This is a genomic window from Vibrio ostreicida, from assembly GCF_013074385.2.
Classification (GTDB): Bacteria; Pseudomonadota; Gammaproteobacteria; order Enterobacterales; family Vibrionaceae; genus Vibrio; species Vibrio ostreicida.
The window spans coordinates 33970-60373 of record NZ_JABEYA020000016.1; the positions used below are offsets into that span (position 1 = coordinate 33970).

The following is a 26404-nucleotide window of genomic DNA, read 5'->3' on the forward strand; positions in this document are numbered from 1 at the left end:
GTGCTCACTATTCTTACTAGCTGCTGTCTTGCTTGGAATGACTTTGAACTAAGTTCAGTCTTTTATGTAGGTTCAAACTTACGGGAAAACATGACAAAAATAAAGTATTAATTCACTAATTTGACATATTTATTCACCTTAGTGCAACTTATTCGCCAAAAACAAAAAACTCATTCGGCGAACCCAATGAGTTTTTTATAGAAGGATTGGAGTCTTACTTTTTGTGGCTATTTAATGCACGAATACGGCTTGATAAAGAGTACAAACGGATAAACCCTTCTGCATGGCTTTGATCGTATACTTCATCTGCACCAAAAGTTGCAAACTCTTCACTATAGAGGCTATTGGCTGAGCGCTTTTGAGTCACCGTAGCTTGTCCTTTATACAGATCAATCACGACCTCTCCATTGACATCCTGAGCTAATTCTTCTGAAGCCGCGAGGATAGACTTACACAATGGTGTAAACCAGCGGCCGTCATAAACGAGATGAGACGCTTTCACACCAAGTTCTTCACGAAATTCGAATGCCGCTTTGTCCAGAACAAGCTGCTCGACCGCGCGCAGTGCTTCCATCATGATCGTTCCTCCCGGAGTCTCATAACATCCGCGCGATTTCATCCCCACTAGACGGTTTTCTACAATATCGATACGGCCAATACCATGTCTAGCACCTTTGTTATTTAGGTAAACGAGTGCGTTATATGGGGTCATTAACTCGCCATCAACACCAACAACTTCACCTTTTTCAATTGTTAATGTGACCGTTTCACATTCATTTGGCGCTTGTTTGGGATCAACGGTCCAAGCCCAGCAATCTTGATTTGGAGCATTCCAAGTATCTTCGAGAACACCACCTTCCGTTGAAATGTGCCAAGCATTAGCATCACGAGAATAGATTTTTGTCAGTGATGCCGTACACGGTATATTACGTTCTGCAAGATAGTCTAGGCACTCTTCTCGACTCACGAGATCCCATTCACGCCAAGGGGCAATAACATGAAGATCAGGGGCCAATGCCGCAAAAGCACCTTCAAAACGCACTTGGTCGTTGCCTTTCCCTGTGCAACCATGGCATAGAGCATCGGCTCCCACTTTACGTGCAACCTCTACTTGAGCCTTCGCTATAATGGGACGCGCCATAGACGTCCCGAGTAAGTACTTTCCTTCATAGTAAGCCCCTGTTTTTAAAGTAGGGTAAATATATTCGGCCACCATTTCTTCTTTCAAGTCCGCGATGTAACACTCTGACGCACCTGATGCTTTTGCCTTCGACTCAATACCCTCGAGTTCTTCTGCTCCTTGTCCGACATCAGCAACAAACGCCACGACTTCACAGTCATAGTTTTCTTTCAACCATGGAATGATTACTGAAGTATCCAGACCACCAGAATACGCGACAACAACTTTATTAACTTGAACTTTGCTCATTTTATTTTCTCCAAAAACCTGCACTTGACGGGCGTCAATATCAACTGAATTTTTATTTGATCATTAAAGGTGAAGGCTTGGGTAGGAACTGAGTCCCGATACTCTTGCCCGCGAAAAGCTCTATCAATCTGTCTGGATAACGCCACGTCGCGACTTCAATCGCTCGACCTAAGTTATTCGCCGCATCCAACGCGGCATTCACCTTTACAATCATGCCGTCAGTAATTACATGACCAGCGATTAAACTTTGTGCTTCTTTTTCATCTAAACACTTAATAAGATGGCCTTTTCCGTCCAGTACGCCACTGACATCCGACAGAAAAACCAACTCAGCATTTAATGTTCCCGCCACGGCAACCGCCGCTTGATCTGCGTTAACATTCATCATTTGTCCCTGCTCGTTCAAACCAATCGAACTAATAATGGGTAACGCCCCAACATCTAACATCGTTTGCAACAATTCAGACTTACCGGGCATTGCTTTGCCAACCGCGCCTAAATCAGGATCCAGCTCTTCGATACGGCATAGTCCCCCATCAGCAAGGCTCAAACCTAGAGCATCCAAGCCATTTGTAATTGCCTGACCTTGTAACAGTTTGTTTGCTGTACCCGCTAACGCGCCGACAATCAAAGGAATGTGATCATAGGGTGTCACTCTGAGGCCATTTTTTTTGACGGTCTCAATATTCAGTTTTTCCAAAAGATCATCCACCAAATAACCACCGCCATGGACAACCACAATCGGTCGCTGAGATTGACTGCGATAACTGGCAATGGCCCCAAACACCTGACTTAATGTATCAACACACGAAAGTGCAGCTCCGCCAAGTTTGATCACTAATGGTGTGATGTGGCTTTCTGTCATTATTTTTCCTTGGTTGCTAGTTAGATAAGAGCAGAAAGCTCTGGAAACCCGTAATGGATATTTAAACACTGCATCGCTTGACTTGACGCGCCTTTTAGCAAGTTATCGATCGCAGATACCACAATGATGTGTTCGCCCTTCACCTGCCAACCGATATCACAAAAAGGCGTATTTTCTACATTCTTTATTGATGGCATTGTTGGCCCTAAGAGGCGGACAGCAGGCTTGTTTTGGTAAACCGAACGAAACGATGCATCGATATGATCTTGTGTTGTCCCTGCGGCAAGCTTCATGGTGATGGTCGCCAGAATGCCTCTTTTAAAATTGCCTAAATGGGGAGTAAAAATAACCTCTGTGTCTAAATGAGTGGTGATTTCAGGCTGATGCCGATGATGAAAAACACCATAAGGCTGCAAGCTAACCTCACAAAAACTATTCAGTATCGTCGCCTTTCTGCCCGCCCCCGTAACGCCGCTAATGGCATTGATGATGGGCCATTGCGTGGTATCAATCAGAGCAGCCTCAAGAAGCGGTTTTATCGCGAGCTGAGATGCCGTTGGGTAACACCCCGGAACCGCGATAAGCTGGCGACCTCTGATTGCCTCGTCATTCCACTCAGCAAGACCATAAGCCGCCTTTTCTAGCCAAACCTGCTGCCGATGTTCAAACCCGTAAAACTCATGGTAAAAACCTTGCTGATTAACACGAAACGCCCCAGATAAATCAAATACTTGACATCCATTTTCAAGGAAGGTTGGTGCTAAATCATGACTCACTTCATGAGCCGTCGCCAAAAACACAACATCACTGGTTGCCGCGATAGCATTAACATCAATGAGGGGTTGTAATGTTTCATCCACCACACCAGTAAGCTTGCCATGCAGATCGCCAATGCTCTTCCCCGCATCAAGACTATTGGCGGAAACATACAAACCTGATAGCTTAAGATCAGGATGTTTTTGAACCATTAGAGCCAGTTCTGCGCCCGTGTAACCACTTGCGCCTATAATTGAGGTTTTAAGCATCTCAGACATCCATTGGATTTAATTTCACCGCTCTCGAAGTGACTATAAATTTAAACAAACAACTCATTTATGGTTTTTTATTCAAATTAAATGATTTAATATGTCTTTTACCTTCTTGGGTTAAATCTGTCAACAGGGAATGCAAACAATTATGCAATTACCAAGTTTTCTTGAGGTCTACCGCGGCCTCATCTCTACCTCATCTATCAGCTCAACCGATCCTAGTTGGGACGAAGGCAATGCAGAAGTCATTGAAAAGTTGGCCAATTGGCTGAAAGATATTGGCTTTGAGGTAAACCTTAGTGAAGTAGAAACAGGAAAATTTAATCTCATTGCAAAAAAAGGCAATGGCACAGGAGGCTTGCTGTTGGCAGGGCATAGCGATACCGTGCCTTTTGACCAAGGTCGTTGGAACTTCGACCCCCACAGCCTAACTGAGGCGAACAATCGTTTTTACGGTTTAGGTACAGCAGACATGAAGGGTTTTTTTGCCTTTATTGTTGAAGCCGTGAAAAAGGTCGACTGGCGCAAGCAAACCAAGCCCCTCTATGTCTTAGCCACTTGTGATGAAGAAACAACGATGCTTGGCGCCCGTCACTTTACACACGATGCTCCATTTAAACCTGACTACTGTATTATTGGCGAACCAACCAGCCTTATTCCTGTGCGAGGACATAAAGGTCATGTTGCCAATGCTGTTCGGATCACAGGGCAATCCGGACACTCATCGAACCCGGCCCTAGGGGTTAATGCCATAGAAATAATGCATGAAGTCCTATTCGCCTTGATGCAACTGCGTAACCGGTTAGTCAAAGAGTACCATCATCCAGGTTTTGCCATTCCCAACCCAACGCTCAATCTCGGCCATATTCATGGTGGCGACAGCCCTAACCGAATTTGTGGATGTTGTGAATTACATTATGACGTTAGGCCACTGCCGGGCATAAGCTTAGATGGGCTAGACGATCTATTACGTGGCGCATTGAAAGAGGTAGAGGAAAAATGGCCAGGAAGACTCACTATAACACCGCTGCACGAACCAATACCTGGCTATGAATGCCAGCACGATCATCCTTTTGTAGGAGGCATAGAAGACATTTGCAACGTAAGCGCCGAAACGGTTAACTATTGCACCGAAGCTCCCTTCCTACAACAATTGTGTCCGACACTCGTGTTGGGGCCAGGATCTATCGATCAAGCTCACCAACCGGATGAGTTCCTGGCCTTCGAGTTCATTGAACCAACGATTACAATTTTGTCAAAAGCAATGAATAAATATTGCTTCTGATTTCAATGTTGAGGGCAAGCAACTCGCCTATTTCTTGCTCTCATTGTTGGCACTTTTATTTTGTAATAAATTTTCAACTAGTTCGATGAAAGTGATATTTACGCGGTCAACATTCTCTTTACAACAAGAATATCGTTAAATTTTCGACAAAATTTGACTCCCAGCGATACTTTTCGATAGATTATCCATTGATGAAATCACACTGGATGTAATTTTTTTACAAGGCAGGATGTCAATGAATGAGAAATACTCGGCGCTCAGAAGTAATGTAAGCATGCTTGGCCACTTACTCGGCAACACGATAAAGGGAGCGCACGGTGACGCACTTTTAGACAAAGTTGAAACGCTTCGTAAACTGTCCAAGTCAGCACTCGCAGGCAATCAAGAAGACAGAGTTAACTTGATAGAAGAAATCAAGAACTTACCCAATGAGCAGCTTACCCCTGTTGCTCACGCATTTAATCAGTTTCTCAATCTGACCAATATGGCGGAGCAATATCATACTATTTCTCGCCATTGCGATTCACATATCTGCGAACCAGATGCAATCAAAACCTTGTTTGCCAAGCTCAACCAAACGGGTATCAACAAAGATGATACCGCTCAGGCGGTCCAGAAGCTCAATATCGAACTGGTGCTGACAGCACACCCGACCGAAATCACTCGTCGTACGATGATCAATAAATTAGTCAAAATTAATCAATGTCTGTCAAAGCTTGAGCTAGAAGATCTCTCATTAAAAGAGCGTCAGAAAACGGAGCGTCGTCTTGAGCAGCTTATCGCGCAAGGCTGGCATTCAGATACCATTCGCCAGCAACGCCCTACGCCGCTAGATGAGGCAAAATGGGGCTTTGCCGTTGTTGAAAACTCTCTCTGGGAAGCCGTTCCTGATTTCTTACGCGATCTTGATCAACATGCACACAACTATTTAGAGTCGGGGTTACCCATTGATGCTCGACCAGTACACTTCTCATCTTGGATGGGGGGTGACCGAGACGGTAACCCATTTGTTACGCACAATATCACTCGTGAAGTTCTCCTACTCTCTCGCTGGAAAGCCGCGGATCTTTACTTAAATGACATCAATGAGCTGATCAGTGAACTGTCGATGACTCGTTGTGATGATACTGTACGTGCGTTAGCTGGCGCTGACGGGCACGAACCTTACCGCTGCATCCTCAAACAGTTACGTGCTCTGCTGACGGAAACTAAAGACGTTCTCGATGCTAAAATCAACGGTCAAAATCTGGCAGTCAAAGCACCACTGCAGCGCGCAGAGCAGCTGTGGGAGCCGCTTTACGCTTGCTACCAATCTTTACAAGCATGCGGTATGGGGATTATTGCGGATGGCTCATTACTCGATACCTTACGCCGAATCAAAGCGTTCGGCGTCCATTTAGTCCGTCTTGATATACGACAGGAAAGTACTCGACATGCCGATGTCCTCTCAGAACTCACACTTTATCTTGGGCTTGGAGATTACAACCAATGGAGTGAGCAAGACAAGACAGCCTTTCTCACCAAAGAGTTAGCGTCGAAACGCCCTTTACTGCCACGTAACTGGAAACCATCTGAAGCGGTTCAAGAAGTATTGGACACGTGTAAGATTGTCGCAACACAACCGCGTGAAGCCTTTGGTGCTTATGTCATTTCAATGGCTCATACCGCGTCCGATGTCCTTGCTGTACACCTGTTACTTCAAGAGTCTGGCTGCCCTTATCGGATGGATGTTTGTCCTTTGTTCGAAACACTGGACGACCTGAACAATGCCGAATCAGTGATTAAGCAGCTCACGAGCATTGACCTTTATCGTGGTTTTATCCAGAACCATCAAATGGTCATGATTGGTTACTCCGACTCTGCCAAAGATGCTGGTGTCATGTCTGCCGGTTGGGCTCAATATCATGCAATGGAGTCTTTGGTCAATGTTGCTGAAAGTGAGGGAATTGAGCTGACACTATTCCATGGTCGAGGCGGCACAATTGGTCGTGGAGGTGCACCTGCACACGCCGCATTACTCTCTCAACCACCAAAGAGTTTAAAAGGGGGACTGCGCGTCACTGAGCAAGGTGAAATGATTCGTTTTAAACTAGGGTTACCTGAAGTCGCCGTTAACAGCTTTAGTCTCTACGCCAGTGCCATTTTAGAAGCAAACTTAATGCCGCCACCAGAACCCAAACAAGAATGGCGTGACCTTATGAATACCCTCTCAGAGGTGAGTTGTCAGGCATATCGAGACATTGTTCGCGGAGAGCCTAATTTTGTGCCTTACTTTCGCCAAGCCACGCCTGAATTAGAGCTCAGTAAGTTACCGCTTGGTTCACGGCCTGCCAAGCGCAACCCCAAGGGAGGGGTTGAAAGTTTGCGTGCGATTCCATGGATTTTTTCCTGGAGCCAAAATCGCTTGGTTCTACCAGCCTGGCTTGGAGCAGGTGCAGCAATCCAGTATGCCGTAGATAAAGGCCAGCAAACTTTACTAGAGGAAATGTGTCGAGAATGGCCGTTTTTCTCTACACGTCTTGGCATGCTGGAAATGGTTTATTCAAAATGCAATCTTGAAATATCCCGTTACTATGATGAACGCTTAGTTGAACCTAAACTTTTCGCTTTAGGAGAGCGGCTACGTGTTCAACTTGCAAACGACATCCAAGCCGTTCTCAATGTTGAAAACAATGAAAACCTGATGCAAAGCGATCCTTGGGGGCAAGAATCTATACGCCTACGCAATATTTACGTAGAGCCTTTGAATATGCTGCAAGCAGAGCTTCTTTATCGTACTCGCCAGACGGAAATAGCGTCTCCTGAACTTGAAGAAGCATTGATGGTAACTATTGCTGGGATTGCTGCGGGCATGAGGAACACAGGATAGATGATTTAAAAGCGGGCAATTGCGAGATTGCCCCGTAAAATCCGACTCTACCAAGAGTGGCTTTACTAGAAGATTAAACCAAATAACAAGAATTAATTAAAAAAATAAGAATTAATGACTAAATAATACTTTTATTGATTAAATTATCATTTTTTAGGGTAATTTCAATCTTTTATTCTACTTTATGCTTATTATTTAGATATACTGTAGGTTCCTCCGCAAAAATTAAACTTACAGATCACTCTAGGTGATAAACGGCTTTTAAGGTGACATGGCCAACTTTGTTGGCACTGCTTAAAGAAACTCACTGATGATAAGTACCATAGAAGTACCACAGTCATTAAGCAGTAGTTAGAGTTATTGACCATTTGGATTGAAGACATGTCATTACCACACGTTATCCTGACAGTTTTGAGTACACGCGACTCAACCGGATATGATATCACAAAAGAATTTTCCGCCACTATTGGCTATTTTTGGAAAGCAAGTCACCAGCAAGTCTATCGAGAGCTCAATAAAATGGCTCAAAATAACTTAGTTACTTGCGTTCTTGAACCTCAAGAAGGTAAACCAGACCGCAAAGTCTATTCGATAACTGAAGCAGGTCGGGTTGCTTTAGGTGAATGGTTTGACCAACCAACGGCCCACCCAACGGTTCGTGACGAGTTTTCCGCCAAATTGATGGCTTGTGCAGTGCAGCCATGCGCTCCCTACCGAGAGCAACTAGCAGAGCTTGTCATCGAATCTCGAAAACTGGTTTCACATTATCAGGAAATCGAACAAGCTTATTATTCTTCACCTTCCATGCTCGATAAGTCACAACGTTTGGAGCGTTTAACGCTGCGTCGTAACCTACTTATTCGTCAAGCATGGGTTGAATGGGCTGAAGAAGTACTCACAGAGTTGAATAACCTGAGTTAATATTAAGGCTTGAAGATGCGTCTTCAAGCCTTAATAGTTGAACTGGTCATCGACTTAGATGCCATCACCACCAACAAAATGATGTGCGCGACCATTAAACTGCTGATCCATATCTAAAGAGGGTTTATCAGTAGTAGGGCGTCCAACTATCTTTGCCGGTACACCGGCTACCGTCGTATGGGCAGGGACAGGCTGCAACACGACGGAACATGAACCAATTTTGGCCCCTTCTCCCACCTCGATGTTACCCAAAATCTTAGCACCCGCGCCAATCATCACGCCTTCACGTATTTTAGGGTGGCGATCTCCGCATGCTTTTCCGGTACCACCTAAAGTGACATCCTGCAAGATAGAGACATCATTTCCGACCACCGCTGTTTCACCTATAACGATCCCGGTCGCATGATCCAGCATAATCCCAAAACCAATTTTAGCCGCGGGATGAATATCAACCTGACAGGCCACAGAAATCTGGTTCTGTAAATAAGTCGCCAAGGCTACACGCCCCTGTCCCCACAACCAATTGGCCACTCGATAACCTTGTAATGCGTGATAGCCTTTCAAATAAAGTAGCGGCATAGAGTACATGGAGACCGCGGGATCACGGTTGACCGTCGCACAGATATCGCAAGCTGCCGCCTCAGTAATCGAGGGATCAGCATTAAACGCTTCTTCTACCACTTCACGTACAGCTATTGCAGGCATAGATTCTGTATTGAGTTTATTGGCTAGAATATAACTCAGTGCAGCGGTCAAACTTTCATGCTTTATGATGGTGGCATGATAGAAACTGGCTAGCATGGGTTCCTGCTCAGACAAATCGCGAGCTTCACGAACAATGGCTTTCCAGACTCTCTGCTTTTCACAATGTTTCATTTCCATTTCCTTTCACTCACGCCTATTACTTGAGCACTTCTTCAGGTTTCCGATTTTTTGTCCCGAGCGAGCAAGTCTTTGGCCGCATTTTGTGCGTCTTTCCCTTGATACAGTACTTGATAGATTTGGTCAACAATAGGCATTTCAACCCCCATTCTCTTGGAGAGCAACCATACCTCTTTCGTATTCCGGTATCCTTCGACAACCTGACCGATTTCCTGTTGAGCCTTTTCTACACCCTGACCTTGTCCTAAAGCTAAACCAAAACGTCGATTACGCGACTGATTATCAGTGCAAGTCAGAACTAGATCACCAAGCCCCGCCATACCCATGAAAGTTTCTGGCTGTGCACCCAGAGCCACACCCAAACGAGTCATTTCAGCTAAACCACGAGTAATTAGTGCCGTTCTTGCATTAGCGCCAAACCCAATACCATCAGACATTCCAGCCCCGATCGCAATCACATTTTTAACCGCACCGCCTAACTGCATCCCAATAAAGTCACTATTGGCGTACACTCTGAATGTCTTACTGCAATGAATTTTTTCTTGAAGGTCAGTGACAAAATTGGTATCGGGTGAAGCCACAGAAATCGCGGTTGGCATCCCCTTAGCAAGTTCCTTAGCAAAGGTCGGCCCAGAAAGTACAGCCAATGGGTAATCATCACCCAAGGTTTCACGTACCACTTCTTTCAACAAACGCCCCGTTTCTGGCTCAAGGCCTTTCGTTGCCCAGCAAACTCGTGAATCTTCACGTAAATACGGTTTGATATTGTCAAGCACACTCCCAAAGACATGGCTGGGCACCACAATTAATAAATCCCTACTCGCTTGTACGGCTTTACCAAGATCCGACTCAATAATCAGCGAGTCTGGGAAGTTTATATCAGGTAGGAATTGATGATTCGCACGATCCTTCTCTAAACGGGACATGTGCTCTGAGTTATGCCCCCAAATCACTACATTGGCACCATTACGCGCTAACGAAATAGCAAGTGAAGTTCCGTAAGATCCAGCGCCCAGTACTGATAGGGCTATTTCTTTTTTGTAGACATTACTGTTCTTGTCTTTCATGGTTCCACCTGATGATCATTAGGGTGGCCGAGTCATTTTGGAGATTTCTAGCTAAGTATCGCCCAAATAGGAATAAAAGACTCTAGCCATGGATTCTTAGAAACAAAAAATGCACATGACATCTTGGTATCGATGCTCTGTGCATTTTACGGTCAACCTATAATAAAGAATAGGTTGTTATTGTTTAGGCTTCTGCCTGACCTTCTTGCTCAGCCTGCTGTTGCAGGTAATTCATAAACAAAGCATCAAAGTTAACAGGCGCTAGGTTTAATTGAGGGAATGTCCCTTTCACGACCAAGCTCGAAATCGTTTCTCGTGCATAAGGGAATAAGATATTTGGGCAAAATGCACCAAGGCAATGGGCCAGTTGACCTGCTTCCATTTTATCTGCCGTAAAAATACCACCTTGTTGAACTTCGCACAGAAACGCCGTTTCTTCTTCGTTCTTGACAGTCACCGTCAAACGCAAGACAACTTCATAAACACCTTCACCCAGTTCACGACTTTGTGTGTCAAGATCCAGTTTAACATCTGGGTTCCACTCTTTCTGAAACATACTAGGAGAGTTTGGCGCTTCAAAAGAGACGTCTTTTAGAAAAATACGTTGAATCGAAAAGTTTTGCGCGTCTTGTTGTGGTGCAGCTTCAGCCATTTTTTAAAATCCTTTCATAGTTCAGTCGCCTTAACAGCAGCGACTGAGAGATCACCTAAAACTAGGTCAATATATCGTGTAAAACACGTAAGCCTTTGGTTTGAATACTCGAATTAAACCGCACTTAAACACGATCTGATGCGTTATTTCTTACCTTTAACCAAAGGTAAGTTCGCTTCATTCCAAGCACTCAAGCCATTTTTGAGCAAACTAACATTCTCAAAACCTGCTTTAGAGAGAAGGTTTGCGCTTTCTTGAGCTGTTTGCCCCGTTTTGCATACCACAATGATTGGGTCAGATTTGTGTTTTTCAAGACTGGTTAATTGACCAGATTTGATATCAGACGGTAAAATGTGAACTGCATCAGTAATGTGACCTTTGCGAAATTCATCCTTGGTACGGATATCCACAATAACACCGCTTTCTCGGTTCATTAAATGAGTCGTCTGCGCCGCTGAGATCTCTTTATAGACCGCTGTCGATGACTTAACGATGTTCATAACAAGGGCGATTAGTATGCCAACCCACACCAGAGAAAGAATCATATTCTGCTGGAAAAATTCGATGTATTCTTGCATGTCCTGTGCTCTTAAATAATGGAACTGCTTCAACGAGGCTGGGCAGATCCGGACTAAAAATCAGAATGGCAGTATAACGAGGTTATACGCTTAAGGCGAGATAGCTTTACTCACAGAATCAGTTTGTACAGCCTTCACGACGAAATGCATAGCGAACCAAAATAAAGGTCACGCCAAAGAGCCCGCCGAGCAATGTCGCTAGAATGCATATTAGAGTACGCTTTGGCCCTGATTTTTCTTCTGGTACAACAGGTGGATCAATGGTCTTAAACGCATATTCTTCCTTCACTTCTGCGAGCATAAGTGTTTTCGTTTGCTCCTCAATAATCTGATAAAAGACATTCTGCATCTCAACCACTTTTGTTCTGTCCAGCTGCTGTTCAAGGTACTCTATATTACGGTTAGTCTCTGTTAAGGATTCTTCTTTCATCCATGAATTGAGTTCCAAAACCAACCATTGCAGCCATTGCTGAGCAACATAGGGAGACTGGTGAGTAATACTAATAGTTACGATTCCAGTTTCTTTGGACTCACGTATGTTAAGTAAACTCTTAAATTTCTTGTAAGCTTCCCATGCTGAAGGTTCAAATGTCTTACCTTTATGACTAGCATCCTGTAACCAACGGTTGCCATCATAAACTTTTGAATCTAGTAAGATTTCATTACTCTCTTCATTCCAAGATTTAGTAGCCATTAGAGTCGGCAGTAAAGCATATTTCTCCACAAACGCATTGATAAACTTCCGTGATTGCAGGGTTGCTAGAGATAGAGCTTTATCATCTGTCTTTCCACCAGCAACGTTGATTCCAGCCAGCGAGGCCAAACCTCCAAATTGGCTTGCCATTGCCGCAAGCCCACTACTTTTTTCGTCATTGGCAGCAACCACAACAGCAGAAGCCTTATAAATATTGGGACGTGAGGTTGAAAAAATAACACCCCCCAAAGCAAACAGTGCAGTTATAGCGATGAGAGTCCACTTTTCCTTCCAGAGACTAGAGATAAGTTCTTTAATATCTATGTCATCATTGGAAACAGATAACGGCTGCAAGCGCGTGAATTCTCTTTCGTGAGTAAGAGGTTTGTTCATAATTATTTCTTTTAGCTGCAGCCCTCCAAAAGAGGGCTGATAAATTAATTTTTAACGGCACTCCAAGCAACACCTATCTGATATAGAATTTGTGTCGCGGAAGACAATGTACTCAAACCATCGAGATAATCGGTATCTAAAGGCACAATGATAGTATCCCCAGGCTCCAAAGAACTCGTTTGACGACTAAACCAAAAAGAGTTGTTTGGTAGCATAACCGAACCATCAGCGCGCACCACATAGACCCTATCGGTATCGGCTTGTTTTTTTGTTCCACCTGCTGAGGAAATATAATCTTCTATACTCATATCAGGCTTGAAGGTATGGTTCGATGCAAACTGCACTTCCCCCATAATACTAATAACAGGTTGTCTCGCTGGAATGTAGAGTTTGTCCCCTTTCTCAATCATAATATCAGCAAGCTTGTCCCCTTCCAACGCTTGCGGCAAGTCAATAACCAAGCGGCCAATAGCTTCCGTAGAAGCCAGTTCATCAGCAATCGTCATTGCTTCAGTGGGACTTGCTGTATAGGTAGCACTAGAATTCTGGCGCCGCAGTGCTAAATTGCCAATTTCTTGTTTTAGCTGAAGATTCAACAGCTTCAAACGTTCTTCTTCCTGACGACGTAGGCTTTCTCGACTAAACACCGCCCCCTGAGGGTAAGCAAATTGGGTTAAACCTCCTGAACGCTCAATCACATCTTGAATTGTTTCGCCTCGTTGGAAAGTATAAGCACCAGGGAAGACCACTTCACCTTGCAACTCGATTGTATTGCCGCGCTGCCAATTGGGTTGCGTTTTTATCACCAAATGATCTTGTGGCTTTATATCCAATGTTTTTTGGCCATTTATAAGCTCATAAGGCGAAAAGGGGATATGCCTAACCACAAAATCTCTGTCCACTTTCTCCGAACGACTTAATTCCGCACTATATAAGAAAGCTTGCTCAGCAAAACCACCGGAGGCCGAAACCAAACGATCAAAGCTGGAGTTTTCAGGCAACGGGTACACTCCTGGGTATTTCACCGCGCCGGAGATTTCTATGATTTTTGCTTGCTCAGATAAGCTCGCTTGGGCTTTCAGGCGCTCAATAATTGGCTTAAGTAGTGCTTCTCTGCTCGACAATCTAAAATCATCAGCCTCAGCAAATTTATCATTATCTGCAATCTTGAGAGCTTTGGTTTGTTCCTTTTCAACCAAAGCCCCTGTCTCTGAATCCAAGATAGCCACTCTCTTAGCACTATTAGCTCTTTGGTTTGGAGCGGCAACTTGGTTGGCATAAGAGAGGTTTGGCTCAAGGTAAGGTCCATTTTCTTGTGACGCCGAATTAGCATACGCCTCTATACTTGTAGAGTGATGTGCATCGTAACGTGCCTGAGTTTCCTGATCCTTAAGAGCCAGAGTAAGCGCTCGTTTTTCCATACGCTTTGTATTGTCAGATTTTTGCTCTCGATACCAATAATCGACATCCAGTCCACTATCGAAAACAAACAACTGATCACCTTGATCAAGCTCAAAGTTATCAATGGAATCGGGGTCATCTAAGACCTCTCCCAAGTTAAATTGCCATACATTGATATGACGTGTGTCCACTTTTTCCCGAACTAATAAGGCATAAGATAGATCAGCATTTTCTTTGAGGTCATCTTGGCTAATCACATCACTGATGCGCAACCCAGCTTTAAACTGATAGGCCCCCTGCCGAAACAGCTCACCACGCAGGGCAATGGCATTCTTCATCTTATTACCAGTAGGGCGCAAAGATATCTCATCCCCCGCTTGAAGTTTAATAGACTTATCCTTGATATTAGATAAATCCAGCGTTAACTGCTTAATACCGTCATTAGTACGGCGTTTGAGGCTAACTTTAGATAAGTATGCAGTAGGTAACGCGCCACCAGCAATATTGATCAGTTCTTGCAACTGGCTTGCTGCAGTTAATTCGTAGTGAGCGGGACGAAGAATCTCTCCCTTTACCACGACATCGGCTTGTTTGGCGGGCACTAGAATCGTATCACCAGCCTGTAAGCGTATATCTTGGCGAGAATCTCCCTTCACAATTAAATTGTAGGCATCAAAAGTAACCACCGTCTTACCAAGACGTTTCACTTTTATATTGCGTAGGCTCCCCGTCAAGTTTATACCTCCAGCAGCAATCAATGCCTGAGATAAGGTGGTCAAACCATTAACATTATAAGCACCTGGCTGAGTAACGTCACCTGTAACAAAAACTTGCATGGTACGCATTGCACTTAGCGAAACTACGGCATCGACGCCTATGGATTTACGCTGAATTAAAGACGCTATGAAACCTTTAATTTCACTGAAGGTCTGGCCAGCAACATACTCAGGTCCATAATCTGGTAGGTTAATTTTACCTTCACTATCGACCTTTAATTTCACATCCGTGTAAGACTTACCAAACAGCTGTATTCGGACTTCATCTCCTGGAGAAATAATATAGTCATTAGGGACCGGTAAGTTTTCAATTGGCGTAAAATCCAGTGAAGAACCGGAGAACACGTCATAACCGAAAAACGGCAACTCTGAGCCCTTGAATTTGTATGCATTCTTTTTACGCTTGCTATCTATCGCGTAATCACTTGTGCCAGTCGCTCGCTCTGGTGGGCTGCTCTTAAGGTCACTGGAGTCCGAACCAAGCACTGTAGTATCAAAAGAGTCCAATGCTGAAATATCAACGCCCAGCTGTTTAGCCAACATCTCTTGTTGAGCTTTGGGTAGTGCTTTAAATTGATTAATCTGAGCCTGAGAGGGCATTGCTCCAAATGCACTGGCACTTAAAAATACGGCACCCATGATTAAGGGGATTTTGAGCTTAAATGTTAATATTCTCATTACGCTAGAACCTGAATTCATATTGTGACCACAAATAGGTTTCACTTTCATTGTTATCATCTGTAACATCAGCCATCAACTTCACTTGTCCTTTTAACATTGGTAGCTGGTAAGATAATTGATATTTATTTTGTTTTTTTCTTTCAGCATCAAGTGACTCTTGAGTTGCTACCACAATGGATATCTTATGATCATTTTTCAACTGAAAATAACCACTGATCGTCCAGCTTTTATTGAGAAGGTAACTCGATTGTAAATAGTTATCTAAAGTACTTTCACGTATCTTGTACCGCTCGTCTGCATCAATAGACTGATACTCAATCGCAATACGCAAGGAGCTTCCGCCTATCGGCCGATGGCCGCTCCAACCGATCATATAAGCGCCCAAACCCGCTTGTTTTTGTGCAGAAGCGAGCTCTGTGTATACACTGTGCTGAATGTCCAGATATTGTGGCAGAGAGGCCCGAGCGTCAACTGCGGCTTGACTTTGAGAACTTTCAGCCCGGCTCTTATTCGCTTCAAACCAATAATGATTCGACAGTCCAAACTCAAGCCATGAAGACAGTTGGCTGACATATCTAAAAGACGTCCTGTAATCGTAATCCAGATCATCGAGTTGAGTGATGTTAATGTTTACATTCCAAACCCCGATCACACGAGTGTCGCCCATCCAACTCAATCCCACATCCAAATCCTCACCTGATGTGGATAAAATAAGATTGTGATTCCAACCATGCCCCCACCACTTGGGCAAGCTACTAATATCAACTAATGCTTTTCCGGCGTTAAAGGCAAGATAACTCTCTTTAAACGAAAATTCTTGATCGTTATTTCTATCTTGGTATCGACCATTCCACCTAAATGCAAAGCTGTTTGAAAGGTGCTCATAGCTTGCCTCCACTGCCCATTCATCACGCGAGACATCAGAAAACCAGTTATTTTGAGACTCCTCTCCCCCGCCTTTCACAGCAAAGCGGCGATTGCCTCGGTTAAGCTTGGCGCTTTGCAGTGAATAATTAAAATAGGCCAGCTCATTTTTCAACTTACCCGCATCAGACTTACCTGCTTGCTCAGTGACCAAAGACCAACGCAGAGGGAACGTACTCGTTGGTCCGCTTAGAAGACCACCATCACTCAAGGCAAGCATAGACGACCTCAAAAAAGAGTCATTTGCTTCAATCCAAGGGGATGCATAAGACGGAGTGTGACAAAAAACGATTACGGCACCAATGACACTAAGAGCAACCTCACGTGGAGAAAATAATGGTCTCAATTTATTGTTTCGTTCTATGATGCGCACCGAGTTACCCGAATAGTATTAAAGCCGAATTATTATAAAGGGCATCCTAGATTAAGCAAATTAAGATGTGACAAATCATCCTAGTGGATTTATTTTACTTTTTACACATAGTGAAAAGTAAAATAGAATGGTAATTGGAGTGGTTATATTTTGCTCCACCATCGATGTTTTATTTGTAAATTTACAAGGAAATAATCAATGAAAAAATTTGCTTTAGCAATGCTATTGGCATTTGGTGCTTCAGCGGGCGCTTTCGCAGAAGAAAGCTCTAGTGCAAGTACTGCTGGCGGCTCTGCTGGTGGAACAGCGGCAGGGTCGACTACTGCAGCAACGACTGCGGCTGCTGGTGCCGCGACAACCACCGCGGTTGCGGTTGGTGCAGCTATCGCTGTAGCAGCGGTTGCGGTCGCAGCTTCTGACAATGACGGAACTACAGGTACGACTGGTACTAACTAGTTATTGAACGTTATGAGCAAACACCCTTAGTGAAACTAAGGGTGTTTTTTCATTTATTTTTTAGATATGGATCTCAAGATGCCAAATAGAGTGCGGTTTTCACTCCTCGCAACATTTTTCGTACTGCTTTTTGGGTGCACGCAACGCTTTTCTGATACAAATGACACTTTAAAAGAAGCCCTTTTTGGCTTTGACAATATTAGCCTAGATAAACAAGCGATCAGCCAACTTCCCTACGCCAGCAGTTATTTCAAAATAAATGACGGACCTCAGATTTTTATGGTTTTGGCGTTTGTAGAAAAACAACCCATCTCAGGCAACCTTCAACTTAAGTGGATTTCAAATGATAGTGCGATGATCGTCACTGAAAATGGACGTGTTGTAAAAACGTACAACTTGCCCGGCTCCAACCTTTCCGGAGTATTGGCCTCTAAAGAAATCCCACATTTTCAAAAAAAACAGTATCAGTGGCAAGCAACCTACGATTGGCAGCCGAACTATCAATTCAATCACCTTGCGCGAATCGACACAACGAAAGTCGCCACACTGCAACTAGAATCAGCCATCTGGAGCCAACAAACTCACATGTGGCAGGAATACCTCTCTTTTGACGGCTTAGATAAAACAATGCATAGCACTTACTGGACAGATTTAGATGGGAATGTCGTCAAATCTGCTCAATGGGTCATTCCCGACCAACTCTTTATTGAACAAGAAATACTCAAGCCATTCAAAGGATAGTGCCAATGAAACGTACATTTCTCTCATTGCTGTGGCTAACTATGCCCCTTTCTTCGTCAATAGCCGGCGTTGTCACGGTTGAATTGCCCAGCGAACAGCTCATTATTGAATACGATGCCCCTGTCCGCTTGGAAAGGGCGCTCAACGACACAAACATACATAGTAAGAATCAAACCCCGTTCAGTTATGCTATCAACAATGCATTGTTCAATTTGGACAAACAAAGAATAGCCAACAATCGGAAACAATCCGTCCTTAATCAAATCAATAAACTAAGAGCAGAGCAGCCTGATTTCAATGAAAGTTTGGGCATTTTGCATGAACAGATAAGTCAGTGGTCTATCGGCTACCGAGAAAAGGTCTCACTTGATTTGGATTTTGTTCGTTTAGAACCCTCAGCCAATCCTATATTATCAGGGCACTACGAATTCGAATATCCCGACAGACCCACCACAATCAGTTTGGAAGGCTTGTTCTTCAGCACAACAAAACCGGAATCCCAACCCGATAAGACGGTGAGAGATTATCTTTCTTCCTCTAAAGCACTGTCCGATGCAAGCAACAGCTTTGTTTGGCTAATTTATCCCGATGGTACCTATAAGAAGATTGGCTTTGCCTACTGGAACGATGACCAAACGGCCATTCCACCTGGCTCCATACTATTTTTGGCCTTTAACAATCCGTCGGAAGCGCTGTTACAACTTGAGCAGAACATAATCTCCCTGCTCGTCTGGAGAAGAAACTACTCATGAAAACCAACACGACCACCTCACTTTTCGTTTCAATGGGTTTGATTTTTTCCGCGTACGCCGAACCATTTAAAGTTTCCCAAACGGACTTTGGAGGAACTGGACTGATCCAAATGCCCTCTGGTCGCATGGCCAGTGAAGGGGAATTCAATTTAGGGGTTAGTGCTAATGACGACTATCAGCACTATAGTGCTTCGATTCAATTAATGAGTTGGCTAGAGTCTACTGTTCGATATACTCGTGTTCCTGATCTTTTGTTTAGCGATAATCCTTCTTATAGTGGCGATAATCTTTACACCGACAAAGGAATCGACTTCAAAATACGCCTTTGGCAAGAAGGCTACTGGCTACCGGAAACATCTGTGGGAGTTCGAGATTTCGGCGGAACGGGATTGTTCGATGGTGAGTTTGTTGCTGCCACAAAGCGTTTTGGCAGTATCGATGTGACCTTAGGCTTGGGCTGGGGATACTTAGGACAACGTGGTAATGTAACCAACCCTTTCTGTGAAGTGAGTGACCGATACTGTAATCGAGAGGGCGATTTTTCTAATTCGGGAGGAAATGTCGATTATGAACGCTGGTTTAAAGGCCCTGCCGCTTTATTTGGTGGTTTTGAATATCAGACCCCTTATCGGCCTTTACGCATAAAATTAGAATATGATGGAAATGACTACAGCCAAGATTACCCCGTTGTCAGAGCAGGCAAAGCCATGCCTCAACACACGCCTTGGAATCTGGGCCTCAATTACCGACTTGGCGATTGGGGAGATGCGAAGGTCAGTTATCAACGTGGCGATACCATCACTTTTGGTATAAACCTTTACACTAACTTCAATGATATGAAAGCCGTTTGGCGTGATGAAGCCAAACAGGCGACAGGCTCGGGCAAAAATGTTCAAAACACCGACTGGAAACAGGTCGCCCAGCAAATCGGAACCAACGCAGGATACCAAAACAACGAAATTTCTATTGATGGTGATGCGATAATAGTAAAAGGCCAACAAACAAAATATCGTGACCGTGAAGAAGCTCTGGATCGCACTGCGGCTATCTTGACCAACCACTCAAGTGAACTCATTCGTGTATTTAAAGTCGTGGAACAACAAGATGGAATGGCTCTCAAACAAACAACCATCCGTAAAGAGGCGTATCTAAAAGCCGCAAACCACTTATCGACTGAAACAAAAATCAGTGACAGCTTTAAAGACAGTGAACCCAAATACCTTGCCTCCTCCCCCGTCGCGGAAAGCAAAAAACGATGGGATTATGGCTTTGAGCCTGTTTTGAAACAAAGTCTTGGGGGCCCCGAAGCTTTCTACCTTTATAGTCTGGGAATTGGTGCAAACTCTCATTACTGGCTGACCGACAACCTTGAATTTGGTGGTTCAATCATTTTCAATCTGGTCGATAACTATGACAAATTTAACTACATCGACAATTCCCCCCATATCAGCAATTATTCCACACCGAGAGTACGCACCTTGTTCCGTGCCTATGTGCATGACAATCCCGTCAGGCTGAATCATTTGCAATTGACTTGGTTCGAACAACCCGCTCAAAGTATCTACACCCAGATGTATGCGGGCTATTTGGAAATGATGTTTGCCGGGGTTGGGGGCGAAGTCTTGTATCGTCCTATGAACACCAACTGGGCGGTCGGGTTTGATGCTAACCTTATCAGCCAACGCGATCCAGACTCATGGTTTGGCGTCTACAGCGATGATTACTTTTTTTACGATGAAGCGACTTGTAATACATCAACACCTTCCTGCCAAGCCTATGTCTTAAGCCGCGGAACAACCGGGCACGTCACAGGCTACTATATGCCTAGCTGGCACTTTCTTGAGGACACGCTATTTAAACTGAGCGCAGGCAAGTTCTTGGGCGGAGACTTGGGCGCCCGACTGGATTTTTCAAAGCAATTTAAGTCAGGCGTGATTGTCGGCGCATACGCCACCTTCACCGATCTTACGGCTGAAGAATATGGTGAAGGCAGCTACAATAAAGGATTTTATGTATCCATTCCGCTAGACATCATGACCATCAAACCGAGTGTAAGCCGAGCAAAAATCTCTTGGGAACCTATCACTCGAGATGGCGGCCAAATGTTGAACAAACAATACAACCTGTTTGATCAAACTGACGCACGTTCACAATGGTACCAACGACCCAGTTCTGTTGATTAAAATGAATAAAAAGGCTGTCCATTGTGCCAGCCTTTTTATCACGCTCGCTGGAATGGAAAAGCGGTCACCTGTTCGATATGGGCACATTCGAGCACCAGCATAATTAAACGGTCAATACCCAAGGCAACGCCTGCGCAACTTGGCAACCCCATTTCCAAAGCTTGAATAAGATGGTGATCAATCGACTGAGGATCTAGTCCCATTTTGCTTCGCTTAAGATTGTCTTGCTCGAATCGCTCTAACTGCTCTTTCGCACTCTCCAGTTCATGAAAACCATTCGCTAATTCGATCCCCTTAAAATACACTTCAAAACGTTCAGCGACGCGCGTATCCTGCAGACTAATTTTTGCTAGCGCAGCTTGAGAGGCTGGAAAATGATAAACAAAGGCAGGCACCGTCTGGCCAATGTTAGTTTCCACACCAATACTGAAAAGTAATTGTAATAGCGTATCTCTATCTGTTTCTGAGGAAGCGATATCACTTAAGCCCAGCGTAGCTGCAACTGCTTTGAGCTCGACCATAGAGGCTTCCAACGGACACACTCCAAGTACATCAAGAAACGCTTGTTGATACGTCATACGCTCCGCTGACCCACATAGCAGCAATTTCTGTAATAAGTCATCCATTTCATCCATCAATTTATGATGATCAAAACCAACTCTGTACCATTCGAGCATTGTAAATTCTGGATTATGGTATCGCCCACTTTCTTCGTTACGAAAAGACTTACAGATTTGATAGATGCAACCACTTCCCGCAGCAAGCAAGCGCTTCATGTGAAACTCGGGACTGGTCATTAAATACAGCGTTTTTCCATTAGCATGATCCGGACCAGAAAACTCCGTTTTAAAAGTATGTAGATGGATATCGGTCACTGTCGCCTGACTCATCACCGGTGTCTCAACTTCTAACACCCGCCTGTCACTAAAAAACTGACGTATAGACCGCATCAAATCCGCTCTCTGCTTTAGTTGCTCAATCGAGGCTGATGGCTGCCACTGCGTCTGCGTCTGCGTCTGCATAAGACGTTTACCTAAAATGAAAAGAGGGGTGAAACGCTAACACCTTTTTTGTGTTTTGAAAATCCTCATCATTTAAAACGGAAAAGCGCTGGCGTCGCCCCACAGGCCAACAATCACTCGCGACTCACGTGGCAAGTCCGTCACTTACCTTCATTTAGTTCATTATCAACAATTAACCTGTGCAATGACAAACATCACATAACCCGATTTTCGTTCTCTCTTGGCAGAAATAACGACGCAAAACCCCAAATAAATCAATGTTTGAACATAGCCCCTCCCATACACTAATCATTAGAAATTGCAGGGATATAATCTCGGCATTAGTAATGACGTAAAACCATAATCACACTGGAGAATAACTGTGAAAACCATTACCACAGATATCGCAGTCATCGGCGCTGGTGGCGCTGGTCTTCGCACTGCCATTTCCGCAGCCGAAGTCAACCCTGAACTAGATATTTTACTCATATCCAAAGTGTACCCAATGCGATCTCACACAGTGGCAGCAGAAGGCGGGTCTGCCGCAGTGATCAAAGAAGAGGACAGTTTAGACAACCATTTCAACGATACTGTTGCAGGAGGTGACTGGCTATGTGAACAAGACGTCGTTGAATACTTTGTTGAACATTCCACTAAAGAAATGATCCAAATGGAGCAATGGGGTTGTCCTTGGAGTCGCAAAGACAATGGGGATATCAATGTACGACGCTTTGGTGGTATGAAAGTCGAACGAACTTGGTTCGCTGCTGATAAGACTGGCTTTCATATGCTTCACACCCTATTCCAAACGTCATTAAAGTACACCAATATTACGCGCTTCGATGAGTGCTTTGTTGTAGACCTTCTAGTCGAAAACAATCAGATCCAAGGCCTGATAGCCATTCAAATGTCAGAAGGTGAACTCGTCACAATCAAAGCCAAATCGGTTGTGCTTGCAACAGGTGGGGCGGGTCGTGTTTATCACTGTAATACCAATGGTGGTATTGTGACAGGTGATGGGATGGCGCTGGCTTATCGCCATGGTGTTCCCCTCCGAGATATGGAGTTCGTTCAGTACCATCCAACAGGCCTACCCGGCACAGGCATCCTCATGACAGAGGGTTGCCGTGGTGAAGGTGGCACTATGGTGAATAAGAACGGCTATCGCTACCTACAAGACTATGGTTTAGGCCCCGAAACCCCCGTTGGACAGCCTAAAAACAAACATATGGAACTTGGCCCTCGTGATAAAGTTTCACAGGCATTCTGGCATGAGAGGCAAAAAGGTAACACCATCAAACACCCTTTAGGTGATGTAGTCCATCTCGATCTTCGCCATCTGGGGGAAGAATATCTGTTAGAGCGCCTTCCTTTCATTTGTGAACTCGCCAAAGCCTACGTCAACGTCGACCCCGCTAAAGAACCCATCCCAATCCGTCCAACGGTTCATTACACCATGGGTGGCATAGAAACCAACAGCAAATGTGAAACCCGTATTCGAGGACTTTTTGCCGTAGGAGAATGTGCATCAATTGGATTGCACGGCGCCAACCGTTTAGGATCGAACTCATTAGCTGAATTCATGGTATTTGGTCGCCTTGCTGGTGAACAAGCCGTCAAGCGTGCAATCGAATTTAACGGTTGGGACGAACCATCCGTTGCAGAACAAGCCCACGTCGTTGAAGCGCGTATCAAGGCGTTAATGGAACAAGAAGGAGACGAAAGCTGGGCTGAAATCCGCACTGAAATGGGCCACACAATGGAAGCAGGATGCGGCATATATCGTCAGGAGGATTTGATGAAAGCCACCATAAATAAGCTCACTGACCTCAAAAAACGCGTCAAAGAAATCAACATCAAAGACAAAGGAAAAGTATTCAATACCGACCTTCTGTGCACACTTGAAGTCAGCTACTCTCTTGATATAGCTGAAGCTATGGTCAACTGCGCTATCCTTCGAAGAGAGTCCCGTGGAGCACATCAACGACTCGATGACCACTGCACTGAACGTGACGATGTCAATTTTCTCAAACACTCGCTCGCTTTCTTTAAAATGGATGCTGCCCCATCGATTGAATATAGTCGTGTCAAGATCACTAAGTCCCCTCCCAACGTCCGTCTATATGGTCAAGCTGAAGAGCAAGCACAACAAACGTTAAACCAATGCGTTGAGGGACAAGCATAATGCCAACCAACCGTGTTAAACACATCGACATTCTTAGGTATGATCCTGAAAAAGACGCACATCCACATAGACAACCCTTTAGCGTCCCCTACGACGACACCACATCTGTACTCGATGCGCTCGGCTACATCAAAGACAACCTAGACAATAAGCTCTCGTATCGTTGGTCTTGTCGTATGGCGATATGTGGTTCGTGCGGTGTGATGGTCAATGACCAACCAAAACTAGCCTGCAAAACGTTCCTGCGTGATTACCCCAATAGTATCAAGGTCGAGCCACTGGCGAACTTTCCTATTGAAAAAGATCTGATCGTTGACATGACGCCTTTCATCGAACGTTTAGAGGCGATTAAACCTTATATTATTGGCAATGAACGTACACCAGAAAGCGGCGTCAACAGACAAACTCCTGAGCAAATGAAGAAATACAAGCAGTTTGCGAACTGTATTAACTGCGGTCTTTGCTATGCCGCTTGCCCTCAATTTGGATTAAACCCCGAATTTATTGGCCCCGCCGCATTGACGCTCGCCCACCGCTATAATTTAGACAGCCGAGATAACGGCAAAGCAGAACGCATGCCCCTTATCAACGGTGAACATGGCGCTTGGGGTTGTACGTTTGTCGGCTACTGCTCTGACGTATGCCCCAAAAATGTGGACCCAGCAGCCGCCGTTAATCAAGGCAAAGTGCACTCTTCATTAGACTTTGTTATCGCAATGTTCAAGCCTGATGACCGACCTAAAAACCAGGAGACATTAGAATGAGCCATCGTAAGCCTTACATGAGGCCAGTCAAACGCACTTGGTGGTTGAAACGCCCCGCTTACCGCTTTTACATGTTACGTGAAGCGACGATCCTCCCTTTGATTACGTTCACCCTCTTTCTGACATATGGATTGATCGCCTTTTTATTAGGGTCGAACACTTGGCAAGGCTGGCTGACCTTTATGACCCACCCCATTGTCATCACCATGAATATGATCGCTCTCTTTGCCAGCCTGCTGCATGCCCACACTTTTTTCAGCATGATGCCTCAGGTTATGCCAATTCGTTTAAGAGGGAAATTGGTCACAAAGAGCATTGTCGTCTTGGCCCAATGGTCCATGGTCACCTTGGTGTCACTCATCGTGCTATTAGTTATTTAAGGAGCACTCTATGACTTCCTATTCGATAAACAAAACTCCCAAACGTTCTGATGAGCCAATCTGGTGGGGGCTTTTCGCCATCGGTGGAACTTGGTTTGCAATAGTGACACCCGTGACCATTTTAGTGTTAGGTGTGCTTGTCCCACTTGGTATATTTGATGCCCAAGCGCTCAGCTACATGCGAGTGACCGAATTTGCCCAAAGCTTTATCGGGGCAATGTTTATCATTGCGACTATTTCCCTTCCAATGTGGCATGCGATGCACAGGTTGCATCATGGTATGCATGACTTGAGGTATCACTCTGGTCTTGCAGGGAAAGTCGCTTGCTACATGTTTGCAGGTATTATCTCTGCGCTCTCACTTGTCTGTGTTCTAATCATTTAGCTCATTGCCTTACGCGCAAACCATCGGATGCTCAGCTCAGCACCACGTCATTGTTACTCCAAAAAAGTGGCAATTTCATCCAGTGACTTTTTGTAAGTCGCATGGCTTGGAATGATCGCTTCTTGGCTGGGGTACCCCGTCACAATCAACATATATGGCCGATCGACCGCATTATCTCGACCACAGATCGCACTGAGGAAACTCATGGGTTTTGGAGTATGAGTCAGCGTACCCAACCCTGCGTGGTGTAACGCTTGAATTAAGAAACCCGTTGCGATACCTACCGACTCATGCACGTAATAGTTGGTTTGCTCACCATCATTTTGCATCCCACCGCGTTTTTGTGAAAAGACGGCAATTAACCAAGGTGCGTTGTCTAGATAAGGTTTACTCGCGCTGGTGCCAAGTGGCCGGAGTGCATCAAGCCACTCTTGTCCTGCCCGCCCCTGATAAAATGATTGTTCAAGTTCTTCTGCCGCTTGACGGACATTGCCTTTCAGATCGGGGTTTTTAATCGCGACAAAATGCCATGGCTGATGATTCGCGCCACTTGGCGCTGTGCCAGCCGCACGTATGCAGTTCTCAATCACTTCTTTAGGGACATCTCGATTTGAAAAGTCTCGGATAGAATGTCGCCTCTTGAGCTGTAGATAGTTTTGTACCGAACGTGCGGCCATCTCTTTATGTGAATACTCGATAAAGTCGCTTAACAGAACCTGATTTTCACTCTCCGACATAT

Annotated in this window: 23 protein-coding genes; 11 read left to right on the forward strand and 12 right to left on the reverse strand. The window is 44.7% G+C overall.

Annotation, left to right across the window (positions count from 1 at the left end):
- Positions 1 to 214 precede the first annotated feature (214 nt).
- Genes HLM86_RS16060 through argC form a run of 3 tightly spaced genes read right to left on the reverse strand, consistent with a single transcriptional unit; the run spans position 215 to position 3319 of the window.
- Positions 215 to 1429, reverse strand: a complete 1215-nt coding sequence (locus tag HLM86_RS16060; RefSeq protein ID WP_170883325.1) for an argininosuccinate synthase — start codon at positions 1427 to 1429, stop codon at positions 215 to 217.
- Between the two features lie 52 nt (positions 1430 to 1481).
- Complete coding sequence (argB, locus tag HLM86_RS16065; protein ID WP_170883323.1) at positions 1482 to 2294, reverse strand: acetylglutamate kinase; 813 nt, start codon at positions 2292 to 2294, stop codon at positions 1482 to 1484.
- A gap of 20 nt (positions 2295 to 2314) precedes the next feature.
- Positions 2315 to 3319, reverse strand: coding sequence for an N-acetyl-gamma-glutamyl-phosphate reductase (argC, locus tag HLM86_RS16070; protein WP_170883321.1), 1005 nt, complete (start codon positions 3317 to 3319; stop codon positions 2315 to 2317).
- Positions 3320 to 3470: 151 nt separating this feature from the next.
- Here argC and argE point away from each other — a divergent pair, with 151 nt between their 5' ends.
- From argE to HLM86_RS16085, 3 genes are all read left to right on the forward strand, one after another.
- A complete protein-coding gene (gene argE, locus HLM86_RS16075; protein ID WP_170883319.1) occupies positions 3471 to 4607 on the forward strand; it encodes an acetylornithine deacetylase in 1137 nt (378 codons plus the stop codon).
- Positions 4608 to 4842: 235 nt separating this feature from the next.
- Complete coding sequence (gene ppc / locus HLM86_RS16080; protein WP_076588948.1) at positions 4843 to 7476, forward strand: phosphoenolpyruvate carboxylase; 2634 nt, start codon at positions 4843 to 4845, stop codon at positions 7474 to 7476.
- 381 nt (positions 7477 to 7857) lie between these two features.
- Positions 7858 to 8397 (forward strand): PadR family transcriptional regulator, encoded by a 540-nt coding sequence (locus HLM86_RS16085; protein WP_076588949.1) that lies wholly within the window; start codon positions 7858 to 7860, stop codon positions 8395 to 8397.
- 54 nt (positions 8398 to 8451) lie between these two features.
- Here HLM86_RS16085 and cysE read toward each other — a convergent pair whose 3' ends face one another.
- From cysE to HLM86_RS16120, 7 genes are all read right to left on the reverse strand, one after another.
- Positions 8452 to 9273, reverse strand: coding sequence for a serine O-acetyltransferase (gene cysE, locus HLM86_RS16090; RefSeq protein WP_076588950.1), 822 nt, complete (start codon positions 9271 to 9273; stop codon positions 8452 to 8454).
- Positions 9274 to 9314: 41 nt separating this feature from the next.
- The gene (gpsA, locus tag HLM86_RS16095; protein WP_076588951.1) at positions 9315 to 10346 is read right to left on the reverse strand and encodes an NAD(P)H-dependent glycerol-3-phosphate dehydrogenase; all 1032 of its coding nucleotides are present in this window, start codon (positions 10344 to 10346) and stop codon (positions 9315 to 9317) included.
- 184 nt (positions 10347 to 10530) lie between these two features.
- The gene (gene secB / locus HLM86_RS16100) at positions 10531 to 10998 is read right to left on the reverse strand and encodes a protein-export chaperone SecB (RefSeq protein WP_076588952.1); all 468 of its coding nucleotides are present in this window, start codon (positions 10996 to 10998) and stop codon (positions 10531 to 10533) included.
- A 143-nt stretch (positions 10999 to 11141) separates the two neighbouring features.
- Positions 11142 to 11576 carry a rhodanese-like domain-containing protein gene (locus HLM86_RS16105; protein ID WP_170883317.1) on the reverse strand — a complete coding sequence of 145 codons (435 nt, stop codon included), beginning with the start codon at positions 11574 to 11576 and terminating at the stop codon, positions 11142 to 11144.
- A gap of 118 nt (positions 11577 to 11694) precedes the next feature.
- On the reverse strand, positions 11695 to 12663 hold the full coding sequence (locus HLM86_RS16110; protein WP_170883315.1) for a Wzz/FepE/Etk N-terminal domain-containing protein: 969 nt from the start codon (positions 12661 to 12663) through the stop codon (positions 11695 to 11697).
- Positions 12664 to 12707: 44 nt separating this feature from the next.
- Entirely contained in the window at positions 12708 to 15518 is a 2811-nt protein-coding gene (locus HLM86_RS16115) for a polysaccharide biosynthesis/export family protein (protein ID WP_254868834.1), read from the reverse strand.
- 4 nt (positions 15519 to 15522) lie between these two features.
- Positions 15523 to 16665 (reverse strand): capsule assembly Wzi family protein, encoded by a 1143-nt coding sequence (locus HLM86_RS16120; protein ID WP_170883313.1) that lies wholly within the window; start codon positions 16663 to 16665, stop codon positions 15523 to 15525.
- Between the two features lie 351 nt (positions 16666 to 17016).
- Here HLM86_RS16120 and HLM86_RS16125 point away from each other — a divergent pair, with 351 nt between their 5' ends.
- The 4 genes from HLM86_RS16125 to HLM86_RS16140 all read left to right on the forward strand — a co-directional run bounded on the left by HLM86_RS16125 (position 17017) and on the right by HLM86_RS16140 (position 20950).
- A complete protein-coding gene (locus HLM86_RS16125) occupies positions 17017 to 17274 on the forward strand; it encodes a hypothetical protein (RefSeq protein ID WP_170883311.1) in 258 nt (85 codons plus the stop codon).
- A 78-nt stretch (positions 17275 to 17352) separates the two neighbouring features.
- Positions 17353 to 18015 carry a YjbF family lipoprotein gene (locus HLM86_RS16130; protein ID WP_170883309.1) on the forward strand — a complete coding sequence of 221 codons (663 nt, stop codon included), beginning with the start codon at positions 17353 to 17355 and terminating at the stop codon, positions 18013 to 18015.
- A gap of 5 nt (positions 18016 to 18020) precedes the next feature.
- The gene (locus HLM86_RS16135) at positions 18021 to 18767 is read left to right on the forward strand and encodes a capsule biosynthesis GfcC family protein (RefSeq protein WP_170883307.1); all 747 of its coding nucleotides are present in this window, start codon (positions 18021 to 18023) and stop codon (positions 18765 to 18767) included.
- Positions 18764 to 20950: a YjbH domain-containing protein gene (locus tag HLM86_RS16140; RefSeq protein WP_170883305.1), complete on the forward strand. Its 2187-nt coding sequence runs from the start codon at positions 18764 to 18766 to the stop codon at positions 20948 to 20950. Before HLM86_RS16135 ends, HLM86_RS16140 begins: the two co-directional genes overlap by 4 nt.
- A 38-nt stretch (positions 20951 to 20988) precedes the next feature.
- Here the strand turns inward: HLM86_RS16140 and epmA are convergent, their stop codons facing one another.
- Entirely contained in the window at positions 20989 to 21972 is a 984-nt protein-coding gene (gene epmA, locus HLM86_RS16145) for an elongation factor P--(R)-beta-lysine ligase (protein ID WP_170883303.1), read from the reverse strand.
- A 361-nt stretch (positions 21973 to 22333) separates the two neighbouring features.
- On the opposite strand from epmA, the gene frdA reads away from it, so the two are divergent.
- From frdA to frdD, 4 genes are read left to right on the forward strand one after another with little or no spacing between them, the layout of a single operon-like run.
- The gene (gene frdA, locus HLM86_RS16150) at positions 22334 to 24136 is read left to right on the forward strand and encodes a fumarate reductase (quinol) flavoprotein subunit (protein ID WP_170883301.1); all 1803 of its coding nucleotides are present in this window, start codon (positions 22334 to 22336) and stop codon (positions 24134 to 24136) included.
- Complete coding sequence (locus tag HLM86_RS16155) at positions 24136 to 24900, forward strand: succinate dehydrogenase/fumarate reductase iron-sulfur subunit (RefSeq protein WP_076588961.1); 765 nt, start codon at positions 24136 to 24138, stop codon at positions 24898 to 24900. Before frdA ends, HLM86_RS16155 begins: the two co-directional genes overlap by 1 nt.
- Positions 24897 to 25280, forward strand: coding sequence for a fumarate reductase subunit FrdC (gene frdC / locus HLM86_RS16160; protein WP_170883299.1), 384 nt, complete (start codon positions 24897 to 24899; stop codon positions 25278 to 25280). Before HLM86_RS16155 ends, frdC begins: the two co-directional genes overlap by 4 nt.
- Positions 25281 to 25290: 10 nt before the next feature.
- On the forward strand, positions 25291 to 25665 hold the full coding sequence (gene frdD, locus HLM86_RS16165) for a fumarate reductase subunit FrdD (protein WP_076588963.1): 375 nt from the start codon (positions 25291 to 25293) through the stop codon (positions 25663 to 25665).
- 53 nt (positions 25666 to 25718) lie between these two features.
- Here the strand turns inward: frdD and HLM86_RS16170 are convergent, their stop codons facing one another.
- Entirely contained in the window at positions 25719 to 26402 is a 684-nt protein-coding gene (locus tag HLM86_RS16170; RefSeq protein ID WP_170883297.1) for a nitroreductase family protein, read from the reverse strand.
- Positions 26403 to 26404 lie beyond the last annotated feature (2 nt).